The following is a 17,829-nucleotide window of genomic DNA, read 5'->3' as shown; positions in this document are numbered from 1 at the left end:
CGTGCGGCGGCCTTTTCCTTTGTCGGTCGCCATCGCGCTGATAAACGTGAGGCAACAGCAGGACCGGAGCGGATGAACCCCGTACAGATCAACAATATCGACCACGCCGATTTGCGCGTCAGCCCGCGGGCCGGTGCCACATTCGGCGACGCTGCCAATCAGACGCCGATATTCCCCGCCGAGTTCGAGGAGGTGCAGCGCGAATTCGCCATCATATTCCGCCGCCGCGACGAGGGATTGCAGGCCTATGCCCTATTGGGGCTAGACCGCGACGAGAACCTGTTCCTGTCCGGGGACTATTGGACAAGTCGCTACGTGCCCGCCAACCACCAGCGCGGCCCCTTCTCGATCGGGATCATCCGCGCCGCCGGGGATAACGTCGGCCAGCCCATGCTTCATGTCGATCTCGACGATGCGCGAGTAGGCGACACTGCTGGCCTGCCGCTGTTCCTCGAACATGGCGGCAGCACTCCGTATCTCGACCATATCACCGGCGTACTGCGCCTCCTGTACGAGGGGATTGAAACCGCCCCTGCTGCCTACGCCGCGCTCGACGAGGCTGGCCTTCTCACGCCTGTGACGCTCACCGTCGATGTCACTGAAGAGCGCCGCTATACTATCCCCGACGTACTGGTCATTGACCTCGAGCATCTAGCCGCCCTGACAGGGGAACCGCTCGAGCGGCTACATCGATCGGGCGTGCTGCGTCTTGCCATCCTCGCCGCAGTGTCGCTCGGCAACGTCCAGCAATTGATCGCACGGAAGCAACCTCTGCTGAGCCAGATCACTTGAGCGCGGTGGCTGGTGTCACGCGCCGCACGCGCGTCATCGAAGGTGCGAGCGCGATCAGCGTGTCCGTTGCCGACCTGATTGCCGACGGCCTTCCGGTGATCCTGCGCGGGATCGCCAGCCAACTGCCGCTGGTTACCGTCGGGCTGGAAGGTCCGGAGCCGGCCACGACTTGGCTCAAGCAGTTCGACGGTGCCCGTCCCGTCACGGCGTATATCGGCGATCCGGCGATCGGCGGCCGCTTCGGCTATTCGGACGATTGCTCGACGCTCAATTTCAAACGAGAGAGTGGATCGCTTTCCGGCTATCTCGACCGGATTCTTGAGGGGCTCGGCGATCCGAACGCGCCCGCCATCTACATCGGCTCGACCGATATCGATCTGTACTTGCCTGGTCTGCGTGCGCAGGCGGCGCTGCCGTTCGGCGATCCGCAGCTCGTCGAGAACCCACCCCTGGTCAGCATCTGGATCGGCAATCGTACCGTCGCTTCGACCCACTACGACATGTCCAACAATCTGGCATGCTGCGTCGTCGGTCGACGCCGCTTCACGCTGTTCCCGCCGGAACAGGTCGCCAATCTCTATCCCGGACCGTTGGAGCCAACGCCGGCCGGACAGGTGGTCAGCATGGTCGACCTCCGCGCACCCGATCTCGACCGGTACCCACGATTTGTCGACGCTCTGGCGCACGCCGAGGTCGCTGAACTCGAGCCGGGCGATGTGCTGCTCTACCCGGCCTTGTGGTGGCACAATGTCGAGGCGCTGGACCCGTTCAACGTGATGATCAACTATTGGTGGAACGCTGTGCCGCGGTTCGTGGATACGCCGATGAACACCCTGCTCCACGGCCTGTTGTCGCTACGCGACCGGCCCGATCACGAAAAGCAGGCGTGGCGCGCGATGTTCGACCATTATATCTTCGGTCCGTCGGATACGGCCAGGGCGCACTTGCCCGAACACGCGCGCGGCGAGCTCGCGCCCCTGGACGCTATGTCGGCACGGCGGCTGCGCGCCAAAGTCCTCCAGCGCATCAACCGATAGGAGCCGAACATGGTCGAGCAGCGCATCAGCAAAGTGGTCATCGCCGGGGGTGGCACCGCGGGTTGGCTCGCAGCCGCCGCCCTGTCGCGGCAATTGGGGCAACTGCTCGACATCACGCTGGTCGAGTCCGAGGATATCGGTACGATCGGCGTCGGCGAAGCGACGATCCCGACGATGCGAGCCTTCCATACGATACTGGGGCTGGACGAGCGCGAGTTCATGCGCGCGACACAAGCGACGTTCAAGCTCGGTATTTCGTTCGAGAACTGGGCGCGCGACGGCGATCGCTACATCCATTCGTTCGGCGATATCGGCAAGTCGACGTGGATGGGCGACTTCCACCATTTCTGGCTCGCCGCCAAAGCCGCCGGGGATACGAGTGAGATCGGCGCGTATTGCCTGGAACTCCAGGCGGCAAAGGCGGAGCGGTTCGCGCTCCCCTCCGAGGGACAGATCAACTACGCCTATCACCTCGACGCCGGCCTCTACGCGCGCTTCCTGCGCGCGCGTAGCGAGGCGAACGGGCTGAAACGGATCGAGGGACGGATCGCGAGCGTCGATCGCGACGGCGAGACCGGGTTCATTCGCGCTCTCGTCCTCGACTCTGGCGAGCGCGTCGAGGGTGACCTGTTCATTGACTGCACCGGTTTTCGCGGGTTGCTGATCGAGGGCACCTACGCCGCCGGTTACGAGGACTGGTCACAGTGGCTGCCCACCAACAGCGCACTGGCCGTGCAGACGGCAGCGACGGGCCCGGCACACCCGTACACGCGCGCGATCGCCCATGACGCGGGCTGGCGCTGGCGCATTCCTCTGCAGCACCGCGTCGGCAACGGGCTGGTTTATGCGAGCGATCATCTGTCAGACGACGAGGCCCATGGCCGACTGCTGTCCACGATCGGCGGCGCGCCGCTGACCGAGCCGCGGCTGATCCGTTTCCGCACCGGTCGGCGGCGGCAAGTGTGGATGGGGAATTGCGTCGCACTTAGCCTTGCCGGCGGATTCGTCGAACCGCTCGAGTCGACCAGCATTCATCTTATCATGACCGGCCTGACGCGGCTGATGCAGACCTTCCCGTTCGGCGGGATCGCACCCTCGATGGTGAAGCGCTACAACGACCAGGCGCAGGCCGAGCTCGAGCGCGTGCGCGATTTCATCATCCTCCATTATCACCTGAACGAACGCCCCGAACCCTTCTGGGCGGCGCGTCGCGACATGCCCATCCCCGACACACTGGTCGAACGTATCGCGCTCTTCACCGAAAGCGCACAGGCGTATCAGGGCGGCGAAGACCTGTTCCGCGTCGCCAGTTGGGTGCAGGTGATGCTCGGCCAGCGTTTGATGCCACGCGACCATCATCGCCTAGGCAGTATCATGGGCGGACCGCAACTCACCGGTGTCTTGACCAACATCCGCAACACGATCGCGGACGCCGTCGCCGGTATGCCGACGCACCAGCAGTTCCTGGATCGCTACCTTTCGCCGCCCGTCGCCACCCCAACCAAGATGCGATAGTCCGTACAAAATGCTGCCATCAGGAGTCTGGCAAGCAGACAGGCGATACGGTGGCGGTATACGCGCTCGATCGACTGCCTGTTTGGAGGCTAACGCCGTAGATCACGTTGGACACATCGCCCCGGGGATCGGCCGAGACGTGCCGGGTGCAATGGTCGGGACCGTTTGGTCGCCTCAGTACCGAACCTTCGCTCCCGCGTACACATACCGACCGACCGGTGAAATCGGGATGTTGGTCTCGAAACCGATGTCGGGCTTCTGGTCGCCCAGGTTGTTGACGCCGCCGTAGAACGAGAACCGCTCGTCGACCTCGACCTGCGCCTGCACGTCGTGCTGCCAGAGTTCCTTGTACCGAAGGTAGCGCGGATCGACGAGATTGGGGTTCGCGTCGGTATCGACCTTGGCGAAGCGTCGGACGCCGTCCTGCCAGCGTAGATTGTAACTTACCGTGAGTGCACCTGCGGTCCAGCTTGGCGAGAACGTGACGTTGTATCTGGGGCGGAAGGGTTGGTCGACATTGTCCTCGACGACGGCGCCCGGCGTGGCGACCTGTTCGAGCTTGTCGAGATAGCCGCCGACGAGACGGATATCGAAGACCCCCGCGCGGGCGGTGCGGACGCGATAGGCGATGTTGAGTTCGGCACCGGCGGTGCGGAACGCGGCGACGTTCTGCGGCTGGACGACATAGCCGTTGATGAACCCGGTGCCGCGTGCGCGTGTGATCGCGTTGCAATAGGCATTGTCGAGGGTCGGCTGGTCGACGCACAGCGACGCGATCGTGTTCGCGTCGGGGGTGTTGATCGCATCGCGCAGCCGGATGTCGTACCAGTCCAGCCCGATCGACAGGCCGGAGACTGGTCGCACGACGACGCCCGCCGTCCAGGTGCGGGCGACTTCGGCGCGCAGGTTCGGATTGCCCTGCTGCGTTCCCGGGATGAAGATCGTCGCGTCCGGATTGTTCTGCGCGGTGAAGGTGGCGGGATTGCCCCCTGCCCCGGTAATAAGCGTCTGGCAGTTCGCGGTGCGATACTGCGTCCCCAGCCCCCTGTTCCCGAGGTAGCAGGGATCGGAGAAGAAGTTGCTGCTGCCGGTCTGCGGGCGGAAGATCTCGCCGATGTTGGGCGCGCGGACCGAGCGGCCGTACGAGCCGCGGAAGCTGATCTCGCGGATCGGCGCGTAGATGCCGTTGAATTGGTAGGCGCGGGTCGAACCGACCGTTGAGTAATCCGAATAGCGCCCCGCCGCGCCGACGGACAACAGGCTGGCGAACGGGACGTCCTTCAGAATCGGCGCGTTGAGTTCGCCGAAGGCTTCCCGGACGTCGAAATGGCCGTCCGACGGGGTCGGGATGATGTACTCGTCATACTGGTAGAACGCGTTGTCGGTGATCGCCTGCGCGGGCCGGAAGCTGCTCGACTCGCGCCGGTATTCGCCGCCTACCGCGAACGCGATCGGGCCGCCGGGCAGCGTGAAGAATTGCCCGAAGTCACCGGTCAGCGAGGCGTTGGCGACATGCTGCGTCAGCCGCGAATCGCTCGCCGGATTGCTCAGGAAATAGCCGAACGCGGCAGGGTTCACGGTGTTGCCGCCGAACGTGTTCACGGGGACGCAACCGGCGGCGCGCGCATCGGCGGAACGGCAGACGATCGCTCCCCCCGGCCCGCGCACCGCGTCGAGCGCGTTCAGGAAGCGGTCGTTCAGGCGGTCATTGAGCTTGGTCGCACGAACATCGGTCCGGCCGTAGGTGTAGGAGACGTCGTAGCTGGCGTGTTCGGACAGGCGGCCGGTGACGTCGACGACGCCGCGGTACGTGCGGCGACGGTCTTCTTCACCGCGCCGCGGGATGTCGAAATTGTTGCGGTTGACGTCGACCGAGCCGAGCCCCGCGGCGGTAGCGGCGGCCAGGATGCTCGCCGGGATATACGGGTTGTCGAGCGCGATCGTCGCCGGATAATTTCCGCCATAGCCGCCGTAACTGGTCACGGTCGACTGGACGAACTTGCCCTCCAAGCTAATCTTGAACGCGTCCGAGGCATCATAGTGCGTCAGCGCGTTGACTGCATGGCGGCGGGTGCGCGGAAAGATGTCGCCGATATAGCCGGCGACCGGCGTATCGTCGCCGCCGACCGTGTACCCGTCGTTCTGCAGGAAGCGGCCCGGCGTGTAGAGCGCGCCATCGCCTCGGAATGTCTGGTCGCCGATATACACGATGCCCTGGTTCGAGCTGTACGGATAGCGCAGGTCGCGGACCGGCCCGATCTTGTAGCTGCCCGCGCGGGTCGGATCATAGCCGTCGAGGTTGACGAAATACTGGCGATCGCCCTGTGCCAGGTACCGACGATCGTCGTTCGCGAGCGGCTGGTCGGCGTTATACTCGTAGGCGAGCGTCAGGTTGCCGCGACCGTCGGCGAAGTTGCGACCGGCGATCAGCGAGGCGAAGCGGTTGGCGGCGTCCCCGCGCTCCGAGATGCCGAACTGGCTGCGGCCTGCAACGCCGTCGAAATCGCGCTTCAAGACGAAGTTGACGACGCCCGAGACACCATCCGCGCCATATACGGCGGAGGCTGCGCCGGTGAGCACGTCGACCCGCTCGATCAGGTCGGTCGGGATCGCGTTGATGTCGACCGCCGCGGTGTCGGGCTGACCGGCGACATGGCGGCGGCCGTTTACGAGGACCAACGTACGGTTGGGTCCCAGCCCACGCAGGTCGAGCAGGTTGAGCCCGACCTGACCAAAGCTGCCATCCGACTGGCTGCGCCCGGCGGTGCGCGTGCTGTCGAGCGAGTTAGTGAGCGCCGGCACGCGTTGGAGAAAGGTCGTGACGTTGGTGTTGCCGGACTGTTGCAGATCGGCCGCGCTGAACGACACGATCGGGTTGGGCGCTTCGTAATCGGGGCGCGCGATGCGCGAACCCGTCACGACGATCTCGGTGGCTGGATCGGCGGCCGGGTCTGCTGCAGCGACGGGGGCAGGCGTATCGGTCGCCGGCGGGGCAATCTGCGCCTGTACCGAAGTCGCGGCGAGCAACGCGACGCCGGACAGCAGGTGACGGCGGCGAAGGATACGCATGACTTCTCTCCCCGATCGCCGGCATTGTCCCCGCCGGCATTTATGCGTTCCAACTTATGCGCATCGACCACCGCGGAGCAAGCATTTCGCCCCGCAAGGCCCTAAGTTAGCGCAATATTTGACGGGGCGTAGGTTCGCCCAGGGGGTGGCGCGGACCGCCGTGATGCGCCACGATCCGACAATGGGGGAGCAGGCACAGGACTGGACGCGGAGGGCCGCACTGGGGCTGTTCCCGACGCTGGGTCTGGCGGCCTGTGCCGGCACACCCGGTTCGGAACCCCTGAAGTTCTGGGCCATGAGTTACGAGGGCGATTATTCGCCGATGCTGATGCCCGCCTTCACCGCCGCGACGGGCATTCCGGTCGACGTGCAATCGCTCCCGGCGACCGCAAGCCACGAGAAACTGCTGACTGCGCAGGCCGGCGGGGCGATGCCCGACGTGCTGATGCTGTACAATGGCTGGGTGCAGGAGTTCGCGACGATCGGCGCGATCGCCCCCGTCCCCTCGCCCGCCTTGGTGGCGGACATGTTTCCCGGTGTGCTGGACGCCACGAGGATCGCCGGTCGCGATTTCGCCGTCCCGTGGTCGGTCGGGCCTCAGGTCCAGTTCTTCCGGCGGGATATCCTCGCAAAAGCCGGCTATGCTGAACCCGCACAGGACTGGGCCGGCTGGCTCCGGATGGGGCGCGCGATCAAGCGACAGCGGCCCGACGACTTCGTGTTCATGCTGCTGCTCAACTGGCCGGACATGCTCGTCACGATGCTCGGCCAGACGGGGGCGACGATGCTGCGCGACGACGATACGCGCGGCAATTTCCGGACACCGGAGGCGCGCGCTGCGTTTGCCTATTACGCGCGGATCTTTGTCGAGGGGTTGGCGCCGAAAGCACTCTCGACCGAGATCCAGGATCCGGTCGCCGCCTTTGCGCAGGGTTATTTCGCGATCTGGCCGACCGGTCCGACGACGTTGCTCGACCTGCATAGTCGTGCTGCGGAGATTCCCGCCAAGCGGTGGGGCACGGCGAGGCTGGCGGGGCCCCGCGGTCCCGACGCGGTCTCCGGGCTGAGTACCAGCCTCTGCGTCTCCGCATCCACGCGACGGCCCGCCGAGGCTTGGGCGCTGGTGCGTCACCTGACCTCGCCGGCCAACGAGTTGCGGTATCAGCGGCTGATCGGCAACCTGCCGGCACGCTTGAGCGCGTGGTCTTCGCCGCAGCTCCGTGCCCCCGTCCTGGCGCCTTTCAAAGAACAGATGCGCTTCCCCGCCGCCGCGCCGAAAGTCATCGAATGGGAGCGGATCAAGCTCGAGATCCAGTTCGCTGCCGAGCGCGTAGTGCGGGGCGTCCAGACCATTCCCGAAGCGCTCGCCGGACTCGACACGCGCGTCGACCAGTTACTCGCCAAGCGCCGCGCGCTGGTCGACGCGGGTAGGCTCTCATGACCCGTCAGGAACGCGCCGCGTGGCTCTTCTCCGCCCCCGTCCTCGCGATCATCGCGCTGGTGTTCGTGCTACCGACCGCGCTGGCAATGGCATTGTCGGTCACCGACTATTCGATCTACGCGCTCGCCGACTGGGGGAACCTGCGCTTCGTAGGGCTCGGAAATTTCGCCGACCTGTTCTCGACACCGCTGTTCTGGCGGGCGATGGCCAACACCGCGATCTTCGCACTGCTCGGCGTACCGATGGCGATCGGCGCTTCGCTTGCGGTCGCGCTGCTGCTCAACGACGCGACGGTGCGGTGGAAGCCGTTGTGGCGCGTGCTGCTGTTCGCACCCTACGTCACGAGCATCGTCGCGACAGCGGTGGTCTGGCGGTTCCTGTTCAACGAACGCTCGGGCCTCATCAACCGAGCGCTGGCGCTGGTGGGGGCAGCGCCGGTCGATTGGCTTGGCAACCCCCACACGTCGATCCCGGCGATCCTGATCTTCGTCACGTGGAAGATCTTCGGCTACAACATGATCGTCTTCACCGCCGCGTTGTCCGCGGTGCCGCAGGACCTGATGGAGGCCGCGCGGCTCGACGGCGCGAGCCGCTGGGGCCGATTCCGCCACGTCACATTGCCCGCGATCGGTCCGACATTGTTGCTTGCCGCGGTAATGAGCGTCGCGGGCTTCCTGCAGATCTTCGCCGAGCCCTACGTGATGACCCTCGGCGGACCCGCGCAGAGCACGACGACGATCCTGTATTTCATGTTCGACGAAGGCTTCAAATGGTGGAACCTCGGCCAGGCAAGCGCGGTCGCGTTCGTGCTGTTCCTGATGATCCTCGCGCTGACGCTGGTCCAGACGCGGATCGGGAGACGATACGAATGGCTCTGAAACCCCGCGCGATCCTCGCCAATACCGCGGTCGTGCTGCTGACCGCGCTGACGATCGCGCCGCTTCTCTACATGGTGATCGTGTCGTTCATGCCGCGCGGCGAGTCGAGCATTCTGCCGACCCCGCTATGGCCGTCGCACTGGTCGCTGGAGAATTACCACGAACTGCTCGTCCGACGATTGATCGACGGTGCGTGGTTCGACTACCGGATCGTCCCCGCCCTGTTCAACAGCGTCGCGATTGCGGCGATCTCGACCCTGCTTGGCCTGCTGCTGACTGTGCCCGCGGGCTACGCGTTCGCCAAGCTTCGGTTCCGCGGGCGCGAGCGTCTGCTGAAGATCCTGATCGCGTCGCTGGTGGTGCCGGGACAGGTCGCGATGCTGCCGCTGTTCCTGATCTTCAAGCAGTTGGGGCTGGTGAACAGCTACGCCGGCGTGATCCTGCCGAGCCTAGCAGGCGTCTTCGCGATCCTGTTCGTGCGGCAGGCGACGCTGGCGATCCCCGACGAAATGATCGACGCGGCGCGGATCGATGGCGCCAGCGAGGCGCGCATTTTCGTAACGATCGTCCTCCCCCTGCTCACGCCGATCGTCGTGACGCTGGCGCTGTTCATGTTTCTCGGTTCGTGGAACGATTTCCTCTGGCCGCTGATCGTGCTGGCCGACCAGCATCTCTACACGCTGCCGGTCGCGGTCGCGGCGATCGCGCGCGAGCATTCGGCGGACGGCGGGCTGATGATGGCGGCGGCCGTGGTGACGACCATGCCGGTGCTGCTGCTCTTCCTCGCGATGCAGCGCTATTATCTGACCGGACTGCTCGGCGGCAGCGTGAAGGGATAGGCGCGGCCGTCCGCACCGAACACGTGCGCGTCCTCGGGCGCGACACCGACCCGCAGCGTTTCGCCGAGGGTCGCCGATCGGTCGCCCGGCAACTGCGCCACGATCGTATCGACTGCGCCGCGCGCGCCGAGATGCGCGAACGACAACGGCCCGAGCCGCTCGAACAGCTCGACCGCACCGACGAACGGTCCTGCGTCATCGACGTGCAGATGTTCGGGCCGAACACCGAGCGTTACCGTCGCGCCGATCGCACCCCGAGGAACGATCGCGCCGGTCCGGACCATCTCGCCGCCAGCCAGCGCGACGATCGTACCGTCTTCCTCGACCGAGGCGACCGTCGCCGCGAGCAGGTTCATCCCCGGCGAGCCGATCGCCGCGGCAACGGCAAGGCTGGCGGGACGTCGGTACACCTCGATCGGCGGGCCGACCTGTTCGACACGTCCCTCGCTCATCACGACGATGCGGTTGGCGAGCGTCATCGCCTCGAGCTGGTCGTGCGTGACGTAGATCATCGTCGCCCCGAGCTGTTGATGCAGCCGCGCGAACTCGTGCCGCATCCGCGCACGCAGATTGGCGTCGAGGTTCGACAACGGCTCGTCGAGCAGCAGCACCTTGGGTCGACGCACGACCGCGCGGGCGATCGAGACACGCTGGCGCTGGCCGCCGGACAGTGCGCGCGGGCGTCGGTCGAGCAGGTCGGACAAGTCCAGCATCGCCGCGACCTCGGCGACACGATCGGCAATCTCGCGTCTGGCGACCTTCGCGACCTTCAACGGAAAGGCGATATTCTCCGCGACCGTCAGATGCGGGTAGAGCGCGTAGGACTGGAACACCATCGCCAGCCCGCGGTCCGACGGCGCCGCATCGGTCACGTCGCGGCCGCCGATCATTACTCGCCCGGCGCTCGGCAGATCGAGCCCGGCGATCATCCGCAGCAGCGTCGACTTGCCACAACCCGACGGCCCGACGAGCACGACGAACTCGCCGTCGGCAATCGTCAGGTCGGTCGGCTCGAGCACCGTCGTGTCCCCGAACCGCTTGGAAAGTCCGCTGATTTCGACGCTCGCCACCGCATGTCCTCTTGCCTGCCGTACCGAGGGGGTAGCCGCACAAACAGCATTGCGCAAAACCATCGTGCTCGCGGTCGCTGCGTTTCGTCCGTAGCAATTTGCGCCAGCGCGGGGCTGATTGTACGACAGGTGGACTGCCCCGACCGACGAGGATCTCAAGACCAATGAAACTCGCCGACCTGGCCGCACTCGCAGGCGTTTCGACCGCAACCGTCTCGCGTGCGCTGGCGGGCCACTCGTCCGTCAATACGCAGACCCGGGATCGGATACGCGCGTTGGCGCGTGAACACGACGTGCGGCCGAACCAGCTGGCGCGCAACCTGCGGATGAAGAGCACCGGCGCGATCGGGCTCGTTCTGCCGCTGGGCCACGCGAAGACGCAGCACCTGACCGACCCGTTCTTCCTGTCGTTGCTAGGGTTCCTTGCCGACCTGCTGGTCGAGCGCGGTTACGACATCTTGTTGTCGCGGGTCATTCCGGATGCCGACGACTGGCTCGAGCGGTTGGTCGACAGCGGCCGTATCGATGGCTTGCTCCTGGTAGGCCAATCGGACCAGTTCGAAGCGATCGAGCGCGTTTCGCAACGCTATCGCCCGCTGATCGTGTGGGGCGCGAACCGTCCCGGCCAGCATCACCTGACGATTGGATCGGACAATGTCGCGGGCGGTCGGCTGGCAGCAGAGCATCTGATCGCGCAAGGGCGGCAGCGGCTGCTGTTCGTCGGCGACCCCGCGCCGCCCGAGTTTGCGGACCGCCTTGCCGGGTTCGCCGCAGCGGCCGACGCGGCCGCTATCGCGTACTCGGTGCTGGCAACCGCGATGAGCCCCGAAGCCGTTCACGCTACGGTGGCGGAGCATCTCGCGGGTGGCACAATTCCGGACGCGATCTTCGCCGCATCGGACGTCGCGGCGATGAGCGTGCTGCGCGCACTGGCCGAGGCGGGGATCGACGTGCCCGGCACGACGGCGGTTGTCGGGTATGACGACGTCTCTCTGGCGGCACATACCTCCCCATCGTTGACGACGATCCGCCAAGATCTTGCGATCGGGGCGGAATTGATGGTCGATCGCTTGCTGAAGCGCGTCGCCGGCGCGCCAGCCGAGTCCGCGATCGTGCCCCCTGCGCTGATAACGAGACAGTCCGCCTGATTTCTGCAATCGATTGTGAAATTACGTTGCAATCGATTGTAGTGACGGTAGGAAGCGGCCTTGGGCTTCTCAGAAAGCCGTCGCGCAGGGAGAGTCGCATGAAAGTACGTCACGCATTGCTGGCCGGCATCGCCGCCGCATCGTTCGCCACCGCAGGGGCCGCACAGACCGCACCGCAGGCCGATCCGGCCACCGCGCCGGCCAATACCGCCGCCACTCCTGCCGCCGACGTTCCGCAGGACGACATCGTCGTGACCGCGGTCGCGCGCGGCACGAACAAGCTCAACACGTCGATCACCACCAGCTCGATCACGTCGGATGCGCTGGTCCAGCTCGCACCGCGCACCTCGGGTGAACTCCTCCGCAACCTCCCCGGCATCCGGGTCGAGGCATCGGGCGGCGACGGCAACGCGAACATCTCGGTCCGCGGCCTGCCGGTCGCATCGGGCGGCTCGAAGTTCCTCCAGCTGCAGGAAGACGGCCTGCCGATCCTGGAATTCGGCGATATCACGTTCGGCAATGCCGACATCTTCCTCCGCGCCGATTTCAACGCCCGGACGGTCGAGTCGGTCCGCGGCGGTTCGGCCTCGACCTTCGCGTCGAACTCGCCCGGCGGCGTCATCAACTTCCTCTCGAAGACCGGCGAGCAGGAAGGCGGCGCGTTCCAGCTCAGCAGCGGCCTCGACTACCGCGAATTCCGCGCCGATTTCGACCAGGGCGGCAAGCTGTCCGACACGCTGACCTATCATTTCGGCGGCTTCTACCGGATCGGTGACGGCCAGCGCGAAGTCGGCTTCGACGGCGTCAAGGGCGGCCAGTTCAAGGCAAACATCACCAAGTCGTTCGGCAATGGCGGCTATGTCCGCCTGTACGGCAAGTATCTCGACGACCGCGCGATCGGCTATCTGCCCAACCCGGTGCAGGTGACCGGCACGAACAGCGACCCGACCTACAGCAACATCACCAACTTCTCGATCAACAACGGCACGCTGCACAGCGCCGACATCCGAACCGTGCAGACGCTCGACGGCAACAACCAGCTCGTCACGCGCTCGATCCGCGACGGCCAGCATCCGGTCGTATACTCGGCCGGGCTCGAGACGCAGATCCCGGTCGCTGATGGCTGGAACGTGGTCGAGCGGTTCCGCTATTCGGATATCTCGGGCAGCTTTACCTCGCCGTTCCCGTCGGCCGTGGGCTCGGCGCAGACGATCGCCAACGGTATCGGCGGCGCGAACTCCCAGCTGTTCTACGCGAGCGGACCGCAGAACGGCCAGCGGATCGCCAACCCCGCGTCGCTCAACGGCAATGGCCTGCTGGCGAACGTCGTGCTGTTCGACGTCGACCTGAAAAGCCTCAACAACATCACCAACGACATCCGCCTCAACGGCTCGGTGCCACTCGGCTCGGGTACGCTGGCGATCACCGGCGGCTTCTACGCCTCGCGCCAGGACATCAAGAGCGACTGGCTGTGGAATTCGTTCGTCCAGACCGTCGCCGATGACGGCCGCTCGCAGCTGGTCGACGTCCGCACCGCGGCGGGCGTTCCGGTCACGCAGAACGGCACGCCGGGCTATTCGGCATTCGGCTTCGGCAATTGCTGCCGCCGGTCGTACGATCTCGACTACACGACCTACGCACCATTTGCTCAGCTCGGTCTGGAGATCGGCCGCTTCAACATCGACGGCTCGCTGCGCTACGATTTCGGTCGGGCACGCGGTAGCGTCGCGGGTTCGGATCTGGGCGCAGGCTTCGGCAGCGGCATCACGACGTTCGACATCAACGGTAATGGCGTGATCTCGGCGCCCGAGCGTCAGGTCGCGATCATCCCGACGCGCCGCTCGCCGCTCAACTACAATTATGATTACCTGTCCTACTCGGGCGGCGCGAACTATCGCCTGACCGACAGCACCGCGGTGTTCGCCCGCTACAGCCGCGGCGGTCGCGCCAACGCCGATCGCCTGTTGTTCGGCCCGTCGATCAACACGACCACGGGCGGCCTGACCGACGAAGGCGCGGCAGTCGATTTCGTTCGCCAGCTCGAAGGCGGGTTCAAGTTCCGCCAGAACGGCCTCTCGCTCTACGCCACCGGCTTCTGGGCGCGCACTGAAGAGCAGAATTTCGAGGCCACGACGCAGCGTTTCTTCAACCGCGAATATGAGGCGAAGGGCGTCGAGCTCGAGGGCCGGATCGCACGCGGGCCGTTCTCGCTGTCGGCAGGCGGCACCTACACCGATGCCGAGATCACCAAGGACGTGCTCAACCCCGCAGTCGAGGGCAACCGCCCGCGTCGCCAGGCCAAGTTCATCTTCCAGGCGACCCCGCAGGTCGATGTCGGCCGTCTGACCGTCGGCGCGAACGTGATCGGCACCACGGACAGCTTCGCGCAGGACAATAACGGGCTGAAGATGCCCGGCTACACGCAGGTCAACGCGTTCGTGTCGGTGCACCCGACCGAGAACGTCACGCTGTCGGTCAACGGCAACAACCTGTTCGACGTGAAGGGCATCACCGAGGCCGAGGAAGGCGCGATCCCGACCAACGGTATCGTCCGCGCGCGATCGATCACCGGCCGGACGATCTCCGCCGCGGTCCGCGTCGGCTTCTGATCGGGCGGGTGAGCGTGACAGTGACCTCCACCGAGCGCCGTCTCGACGCGCTCGCCCCCCTGCTTAAACGCCAGCTCGAACGGCTGTACGGCACCGATCGGCTGGCGACGCTCTGGCCGCGGATGGAGACGATCCTCCGCGACCGGGCGGCCGAACGGCCACCGGCGATGGTCGCGCTCGACGATGCGCGGCTGGCCGATCCCGACTGGTTCGTCGCGCCCGACATGCTGGGCTATTCGACCTATGTCGACCGGTTCGCGGGCACGGTCGAGGGATTGATCGACCGTGTCGACCACCTCGAATCGCTCGGCGTCCGCTACCTCCATCTGCTCGCGCTGTTGAAGGCACGCGAGGGCGACAGCGATGGCGGCTTCGCGGTCGCGGACTATCTCGCGATCGAACCCCGGCTGGGGACGATGGCCGATGTCGAACGCCTCGCCGCACGGCTGCGCGACGGGCGGATCAGCTTGTGCGTGGATCTCGCACTCAACCATACCGCGGACGATCATGCCTGGGCGAAGGCGGCACTGGCCGGCGATCCGCATTACCGCGCCTTTTATCATGTTCTGGGCGAGGACGAGGCTCAGGCGTATGAGGCGGCACTGCCCGAAGTGTTCCCGACGACCGCACCGGGTAACTTCACCGATGTGCCGGCGATGGGCGGGCAGGTCTGGACGACCTTCTATCCATTCCAGTGGGACCTGAACTGGTCCAATCCCGAAGTCATGCTTGCGATCGTCGACACGATGCTGCGGCTGGCGAACCACGGCTTCGAGGCGTTCCGGCTCGACTCGATCGCATTCCTCTGGAAGCAGATCGGCACCGATTGCCGCAACCGGCCCGAAGCACATTTCATCGTCCGCGCGCTCCGCGCCGCGCTCGATATCGTTGCGCCAGCAACACTGCTGAAGGCCGAGGCGATCGTCCCGACCGCGCTCGTGCCGCCATATTTCGGCGCGGACGAAGGCGCGGACTGGGATGGCGGGTTCGAGCCGGAATGCCATCTGGTCTACAATAATTCGCTGATGGTAGCCGGCTGGGTCGCGCTGGCCGAACAGTCCGCCACCCTGCCCCACGCGATCGTCGAGGCGAGCGGCGGCCTGCCGCGCGGCGCGAACTGGCTGAGCTACGCGCGGTGTCACGACGATATCGGCTGGGGCGCAGTGATCGGCGATCTCGCCGGGATCGATCCGGACCCGGTCGCGCGGCTTAAGACGGCGGCGCGCTTCCTCGAAGGCGGCGATCGCAGCTGGGCACGCGGCGCGCCGTTCCAGTCGGACGGATCGGTGTTGCATGGCTCGAACGGGACGATGGCGTCGCTGGCCGGGCTCGAGGCAGCGGCGAACGAAGACGCGCGCGAAATGGCGTTTCGGCGGATCGCACTGCTCAATACGCTGTCGATCGCGAGCGGCGGTCTGGCGACGACCTATATGGGCGACGAGGCTGGGCTGCTCAACGACACCAGCTATCTTAGCGATCCCGAGCGCGCACATGAAGGCCGCTGGCTGCATAGGCCAGAAATGGACTGGGCGGCGCTAGACGGTCCCACCGCGCGGCGGATCAGCGGCGATCTGGAAGCACTCCGTGCAGCACGGATTGCAAGCGGCGGGGCTGGTTCGCCGGCGGCGCTCGCGACAGGTGAAGCTGCCCTGCTCGGCATCGGTTGTGGCAGCGACCGGGTGTTCCTGAACTTCTCCGACGCCGCGGTCTCGGTCGACGGCCTCGCGGGCTGGCAGGATCGTTTATCCGAACAGTCGTGCGGTGCCACCCTCACCGTCGAACCCTGGGGCGTCATATGGGCGGGCCCGGCGGCATGAACATCCGGCGGATTTACAATCCTCCCCCGCAAGGGGGAGGTGGCTGGCTCTTGCAAGACGGAGGGGAAGGCATGCGAAACGCAGGGTCCGTTTCCTCCCCCTCCGTCACCTTCGGCGCCACCTCCCCCTGGCGGGGGAGGATCGATAGATCCTCGCCTGGCCAGCTCGCACAAGAGGCATGACAATGAACCTCGGCCTCATGACCAAACCCCGCCTCTCGCTGATACGTCTCATCGAGATGAACCTCGGCTTTCTCGGGCTGCAATTCTCGTTCGGTCTGCAACAGGCCAACATGGCGCCGATCTACGGCTATCTCGGCGCGGACGAGGCGAGCCTGCCGCTGCTATGGCTCGCCGGGCCGATGACCGGCCTCCTGATCCAGCCGTTGATCGGCGCGATGAGCGACCGGACCTCGACCCGGATCGGCCGCCGCACCCCCTATTTCCTCGTCGGCGCGATACTGTGCAGCCTGTGCCTGCTGGCGATGCCATACAGCCCGACGCTTTGGGTCGCCGCCAGCCTGTTGTGGGTGCTCGATGCCGCCAACAACGTGACGATGGAGCCGTACCGCGCCTATGTCGGTGACCGCCTGCCCGACGACCAGCGCGCCGCCGGCTTCCTGACGCAATCCGCGTTCACCGGCCTCGCGCAGACGCTGTCGTATCTGGCGCCGTCGCTGCTGGTGTGGATCGGTTTCAACAAGGACGCGATCGATGGCAACGGCATCCCCGACATCACGCGCATCGCGTTCCTGATCGGCGCGGTGCTGTCGCTGGCGACGATCGTCTGGTCGGTCATCCGCGTCCCCGAACTGCCCTTGCCCAAGGAGGAGAAGGCGCGGCTGGCTAAGGAGCCGCTGACGCTCAGCGACACGCTGCGCGACCTCAAGACCGCGCTGGTCGAGATGCCGAAGCCGATGCGACAGCTGGCGCTGGCGATGCTTTGCCAATGGTATGCGATGTTCGCATACTGGCAGTTCATCACCTTCGCGGTCGCACGGTCGCTGCACGGCACGTCGGACGCCAAGAGCGAAGCGTTCCGCGATACCGTGCTGACCGTCGGCCAGCTCGGCGCCTTCTACAACGCCGTCGCGTTCGTCGCGGCGATTGCGCTGGTCCCGCTCGCCCGCCGCTGGAGCGCGAAGAGCGCGCACGCCGCCTGCCTGCTCGCGTCGGGCGTGGCGATGCTGGCGATCCCGGGCCTGCGCACCGAGCCTGCGCTGTTCGTGGCGATGCTCGGCATCGGCATCGGCTGGGCGAGCATGATGGGCAATCCGTACATCATGCTGATCGACATGATCCCGCCCGAGCGCAACGGCGTCTACATGGGCATCTTCAACATGTTCATCGTCATCCCGATGATCATCGAGAGCCTCACCGTGCCGCTGTTCTACCACTCGCTGATGGGTGGCGAACCGCGCAACATCCTGTATCTCGGCGGCGCGCTGATGGTGCTGGGCGCGATCGCAACGACCCGCGTGTCCGTCGCACCCGCTGCGGCTAGCGCCTAAGACGGAGAACGATGCAGTTGATTTCCAACCTGTCCTTCGCGCCGCGTTTTATGAAATCGGAACCGGCAGTTGGACAACCCACCCCGGATCACGTGGCAACCCTA

At 65.8% G+C, this 17,829-nt stretch carries 12 protein-coding genes; 10 read left to right on the top strand and 2 right to left on the bottom strand.

Translation table 11 applies throughout. The annotated features are described in order from the left end of the window. Window positions 1-72: 72 nt before the first annotated feature. Genes AC1MH0_RS01685 through AC1MH0_RS01675 form a run of 3 tightly spaced genes read left to right on the top strand, consistent with a single transcriptional unit; the run spans window position 73 to window position 3,344 of the window. On the top strand, window positions 73-792 hold the full coding sequence (locus tag AC1MH0_RS01685) for a SapC family protein (RefSeq protein WP_480964424.1): 720 nt from the start codon (window positions 73-75) through the stop codon (window positions 790-792). 5 nt (window positions 793-797) lie between these two features. Further along, window positions 798-1,829: a cupin-like domain-containing protein gene (locus AC1MH0_RS01680; protein WP_480964423.1), complete on the top strand. Its 1,032-nt coding sequence runs from the start codon at window positions 798-800 to the stop codon at window positions 1,827-1,829. A 9-nt stretch (window positions 1,830-1,838) separates the two neighbouring features. After that, window positions 1,839-3,344 (top strand): tryptophan halogenase family protein, encoded by a 1,506-nt coding sequence (locus tag AC1MH0_RS01675; RefSeq protein WP_480964422.1) that lies wholly within the window; start codon window positions 1,839-1,841, stop codon window positions 3,342-3,344. 174 nt (window positions 3,345-3,518) lie between these two features. Here the strand turns inward: AC1MH0_RS01675 and AC1MH0_RS01670 are convergent, their stop codons facing one another. After that, window positions 3,519-6,413, bottom strand: a complete 2,895-nt coding sequence (locus tag AC1MH0_RS01670) for a TonB-dependent receptor plug domain-containing protein (RefSeq protein WP_480964421.1) — start codon at window positions 6,411-6,413, stop codon at window positions 3,519-3,521. Between the two features lie 145 nt (window positions 6,414-6,558). Here AC1MH0_RS01670 and AC1MH0_RS01665 point away from each other — a divergent pair, with 145 nt between their 5' ends. From AC1MH0_RS01665 to AC1MH0_RS01655, 3 genes are read left to right on the top strand one after another with little or no spacing between them, the layout of a single operon-like run. After that, window positions 6,559-7,854: an extracellular solute-binding protein gene (locus tag AC1MH0_RS01665; RefSeq protein WP_480964420.1), complete on the top strand. Its 1,296-nt coding sequence runs from the start codon at window positions 6,559-6,561 to the stop codon at window positions 7,852-7,854. Further along, on the top strand, window positions 7,851-8,732 hold the full coding sequence (locus tag AC1MH0_RS01660) for a carbohydrate ABC transporter permease (protein WP_480964419.1): 882 nt from the start codon (window positions 7,851-7,853) through the stop codon (window positions 8,730-8,732). Before AC1MH0_RS01665 ends, AC1MH0_RS01660 begins: the two co-directional genes overlap by 4 nt. Then, window positions 8,723-9,571 carry a carbohydrate ABC transporter permease gene (locus AC1MH0_RS01655; protein ID WP_480964418.1) on the top strand — a complete coding sequence of 283 codons (849 nt, stop codon included), beginning with the start codon at window positions 8,723-8,725 and terminating at the stop codon, window positions 9,569-9,571. The genes AC1MH0_RS01660 and AC1MH0_RS01655 overlap by 10 nt, the downstream gene beginning before the upstream one ends. On the opposite strand, the gene AC1MH0_RS01650 is transcribed toward AC1MH0_RS01655, so the two are convergent. Beyond that, window positions 9,532-10,641, bottom strand: a complete 1,110-nt coding sequence (locus AC1MH0_RS01650) for an ABC transporter ATP-binding protein (protein ID WP_480964417.1) — start codon at window positions 10,639-10,641, stop codon at window positions 9,532-9,534. The genes AC1MH0_RS01655 and AC1MH0_RS01650 overlap by 40 nt on opposite strands. 164 nt (window positions 10,642-10,805) lie before the next feature. Here AC1MH0_RS01650 and AC1MH0_RS01645 point away from each other — a divergent pair, with 164 nt between their 5' ends. The 4 genes from AC1MH0_RS01645 (at window position 10,806) to AC1MH0_RS01630 (ending at window position 17,725) form a co-directional block, all read left to right on the top strand. Then, window positions 10,806-11,789 carry a LacI family DNA-binding transcriptional regulator gene (locus tag AC1MH0_RS01645; RefSeq protein WP_480964416.1) on the top strand — a complete coding sequence of 328 codons (984 nt, stop codon included), beginning with the start codon at window positions 10,806-10,808 and terminating at the stop codon, window positions 11,787-11,789. A gap of 98 nt (window positions 11,790-11,887) precedes the next feature. Further along, on the top strand, window positions 11,888-14,398 hold the full coding sequence (locus tag AC1MH0_RS01640; protein WP_480964415.1) for a TonB-dependent receptor domain-containing protein: 2,511 nt from the start codon (window positions 11,888-11,890) through the stop codon (window positions 14,396-14,398). A gap of 14 nt (window positions 14,399-14,412) precedes the next feature. After that, on the top strand, window positions 14,413-16,215 hold the full coding sequence (locus tag AC1MH0_RS01635; RefSeq protein WP_480964414.1) for an alpha-amylase family glycosyl hydrolase: 1,803 nt from the start codon (window positions 14,413-14,415) through the stop codon (window positions 16,213-16,215). 178 nt (window positions 16,216-16,393) lie between these two features. Further along, the gene (locus tag AC1MH0_RS01630) at window positions 16,394-17,725 is read left to right on the top strand and encodes an MFS transporter (RefSeq protein WP_480964413.1); all 1,332 of its coding nucleotides are present in this window, start codon (window positions 16,394-16,396) and stop codon (window positions 17,723-17,725) included. Window positions 17,726-17,829: the final 104 nt, after the last annotated feature.

It is taken from the genome of Sphingomonas sp. AP28, from assembly GCF_056680455.1.
Note: the sequence above shows the minus strand (reverse complement) of the source record. Positions and strands in the feature narration are given on the sequence as shown.

Excerpts from the sequence above, each read along its gene's own strand:
- AC1MH0_RS01660 (WP_480964419.1), top strand. The coding sequence starts at position 7,851 with ATGACCCGTCAGGAACGCGCCGCGTGGCTCTTCTCCGCCCCCGTCCTC.
- AC1MH0_RS01640 (WP_480964415.1), top strand. The coding sequence starts at position 11,888 with ATGAAAGTACGTCACGCATTGCTGGCCGGCATCGCCGCCGCATCGTTC.
- AC1MH0_RS01675 (WP_480964422.1), top strand. The coding sequence starts at position 1,839 with ATGGTCGAGCAGCGCATCAGCAAAGTGGTCATCGCCGGGGGTGGCACC.
- AC1MH0_RS01685 (WP_480964424.1), top strand. The coding sequence starts at position 73 with ATGAACCCCGTACAGATCAACAATATCGACCACGCCGATTTGCGCGTC.
- AC1MH0_RS01630 (WP_480964413.1), top strand. The coding sequence starts at position 16,394 with ATGACAATGAACCTCGGCCTCATGACCAAACCCCGCCTCTCGCTGATA.
- AC1MH0_RS01645 (WP_480964416.1), top strand. The coding sequence starts at position 10,806 with ATGAAACTCGCCGACCTGGCCGCACTCGCAGGCGTTTCGACCGCAACC.
- AC1MH0_RS01655 (WP_480964418.1), top strand. The coding sequence starts at position 8,723 with ATGGCTCTGAAACCCCGCGCGATCCTCGCCAATACCGCGGTCGTGCTG.
- AC1MH0_RS01670 (WP_480964421.1), bottom strand. The coding sequence starts at position 6,413 with ATGCGTATCCTTCGCCGCCGTCACCTGCTGTCCGGCGTCGCGTTGCTC.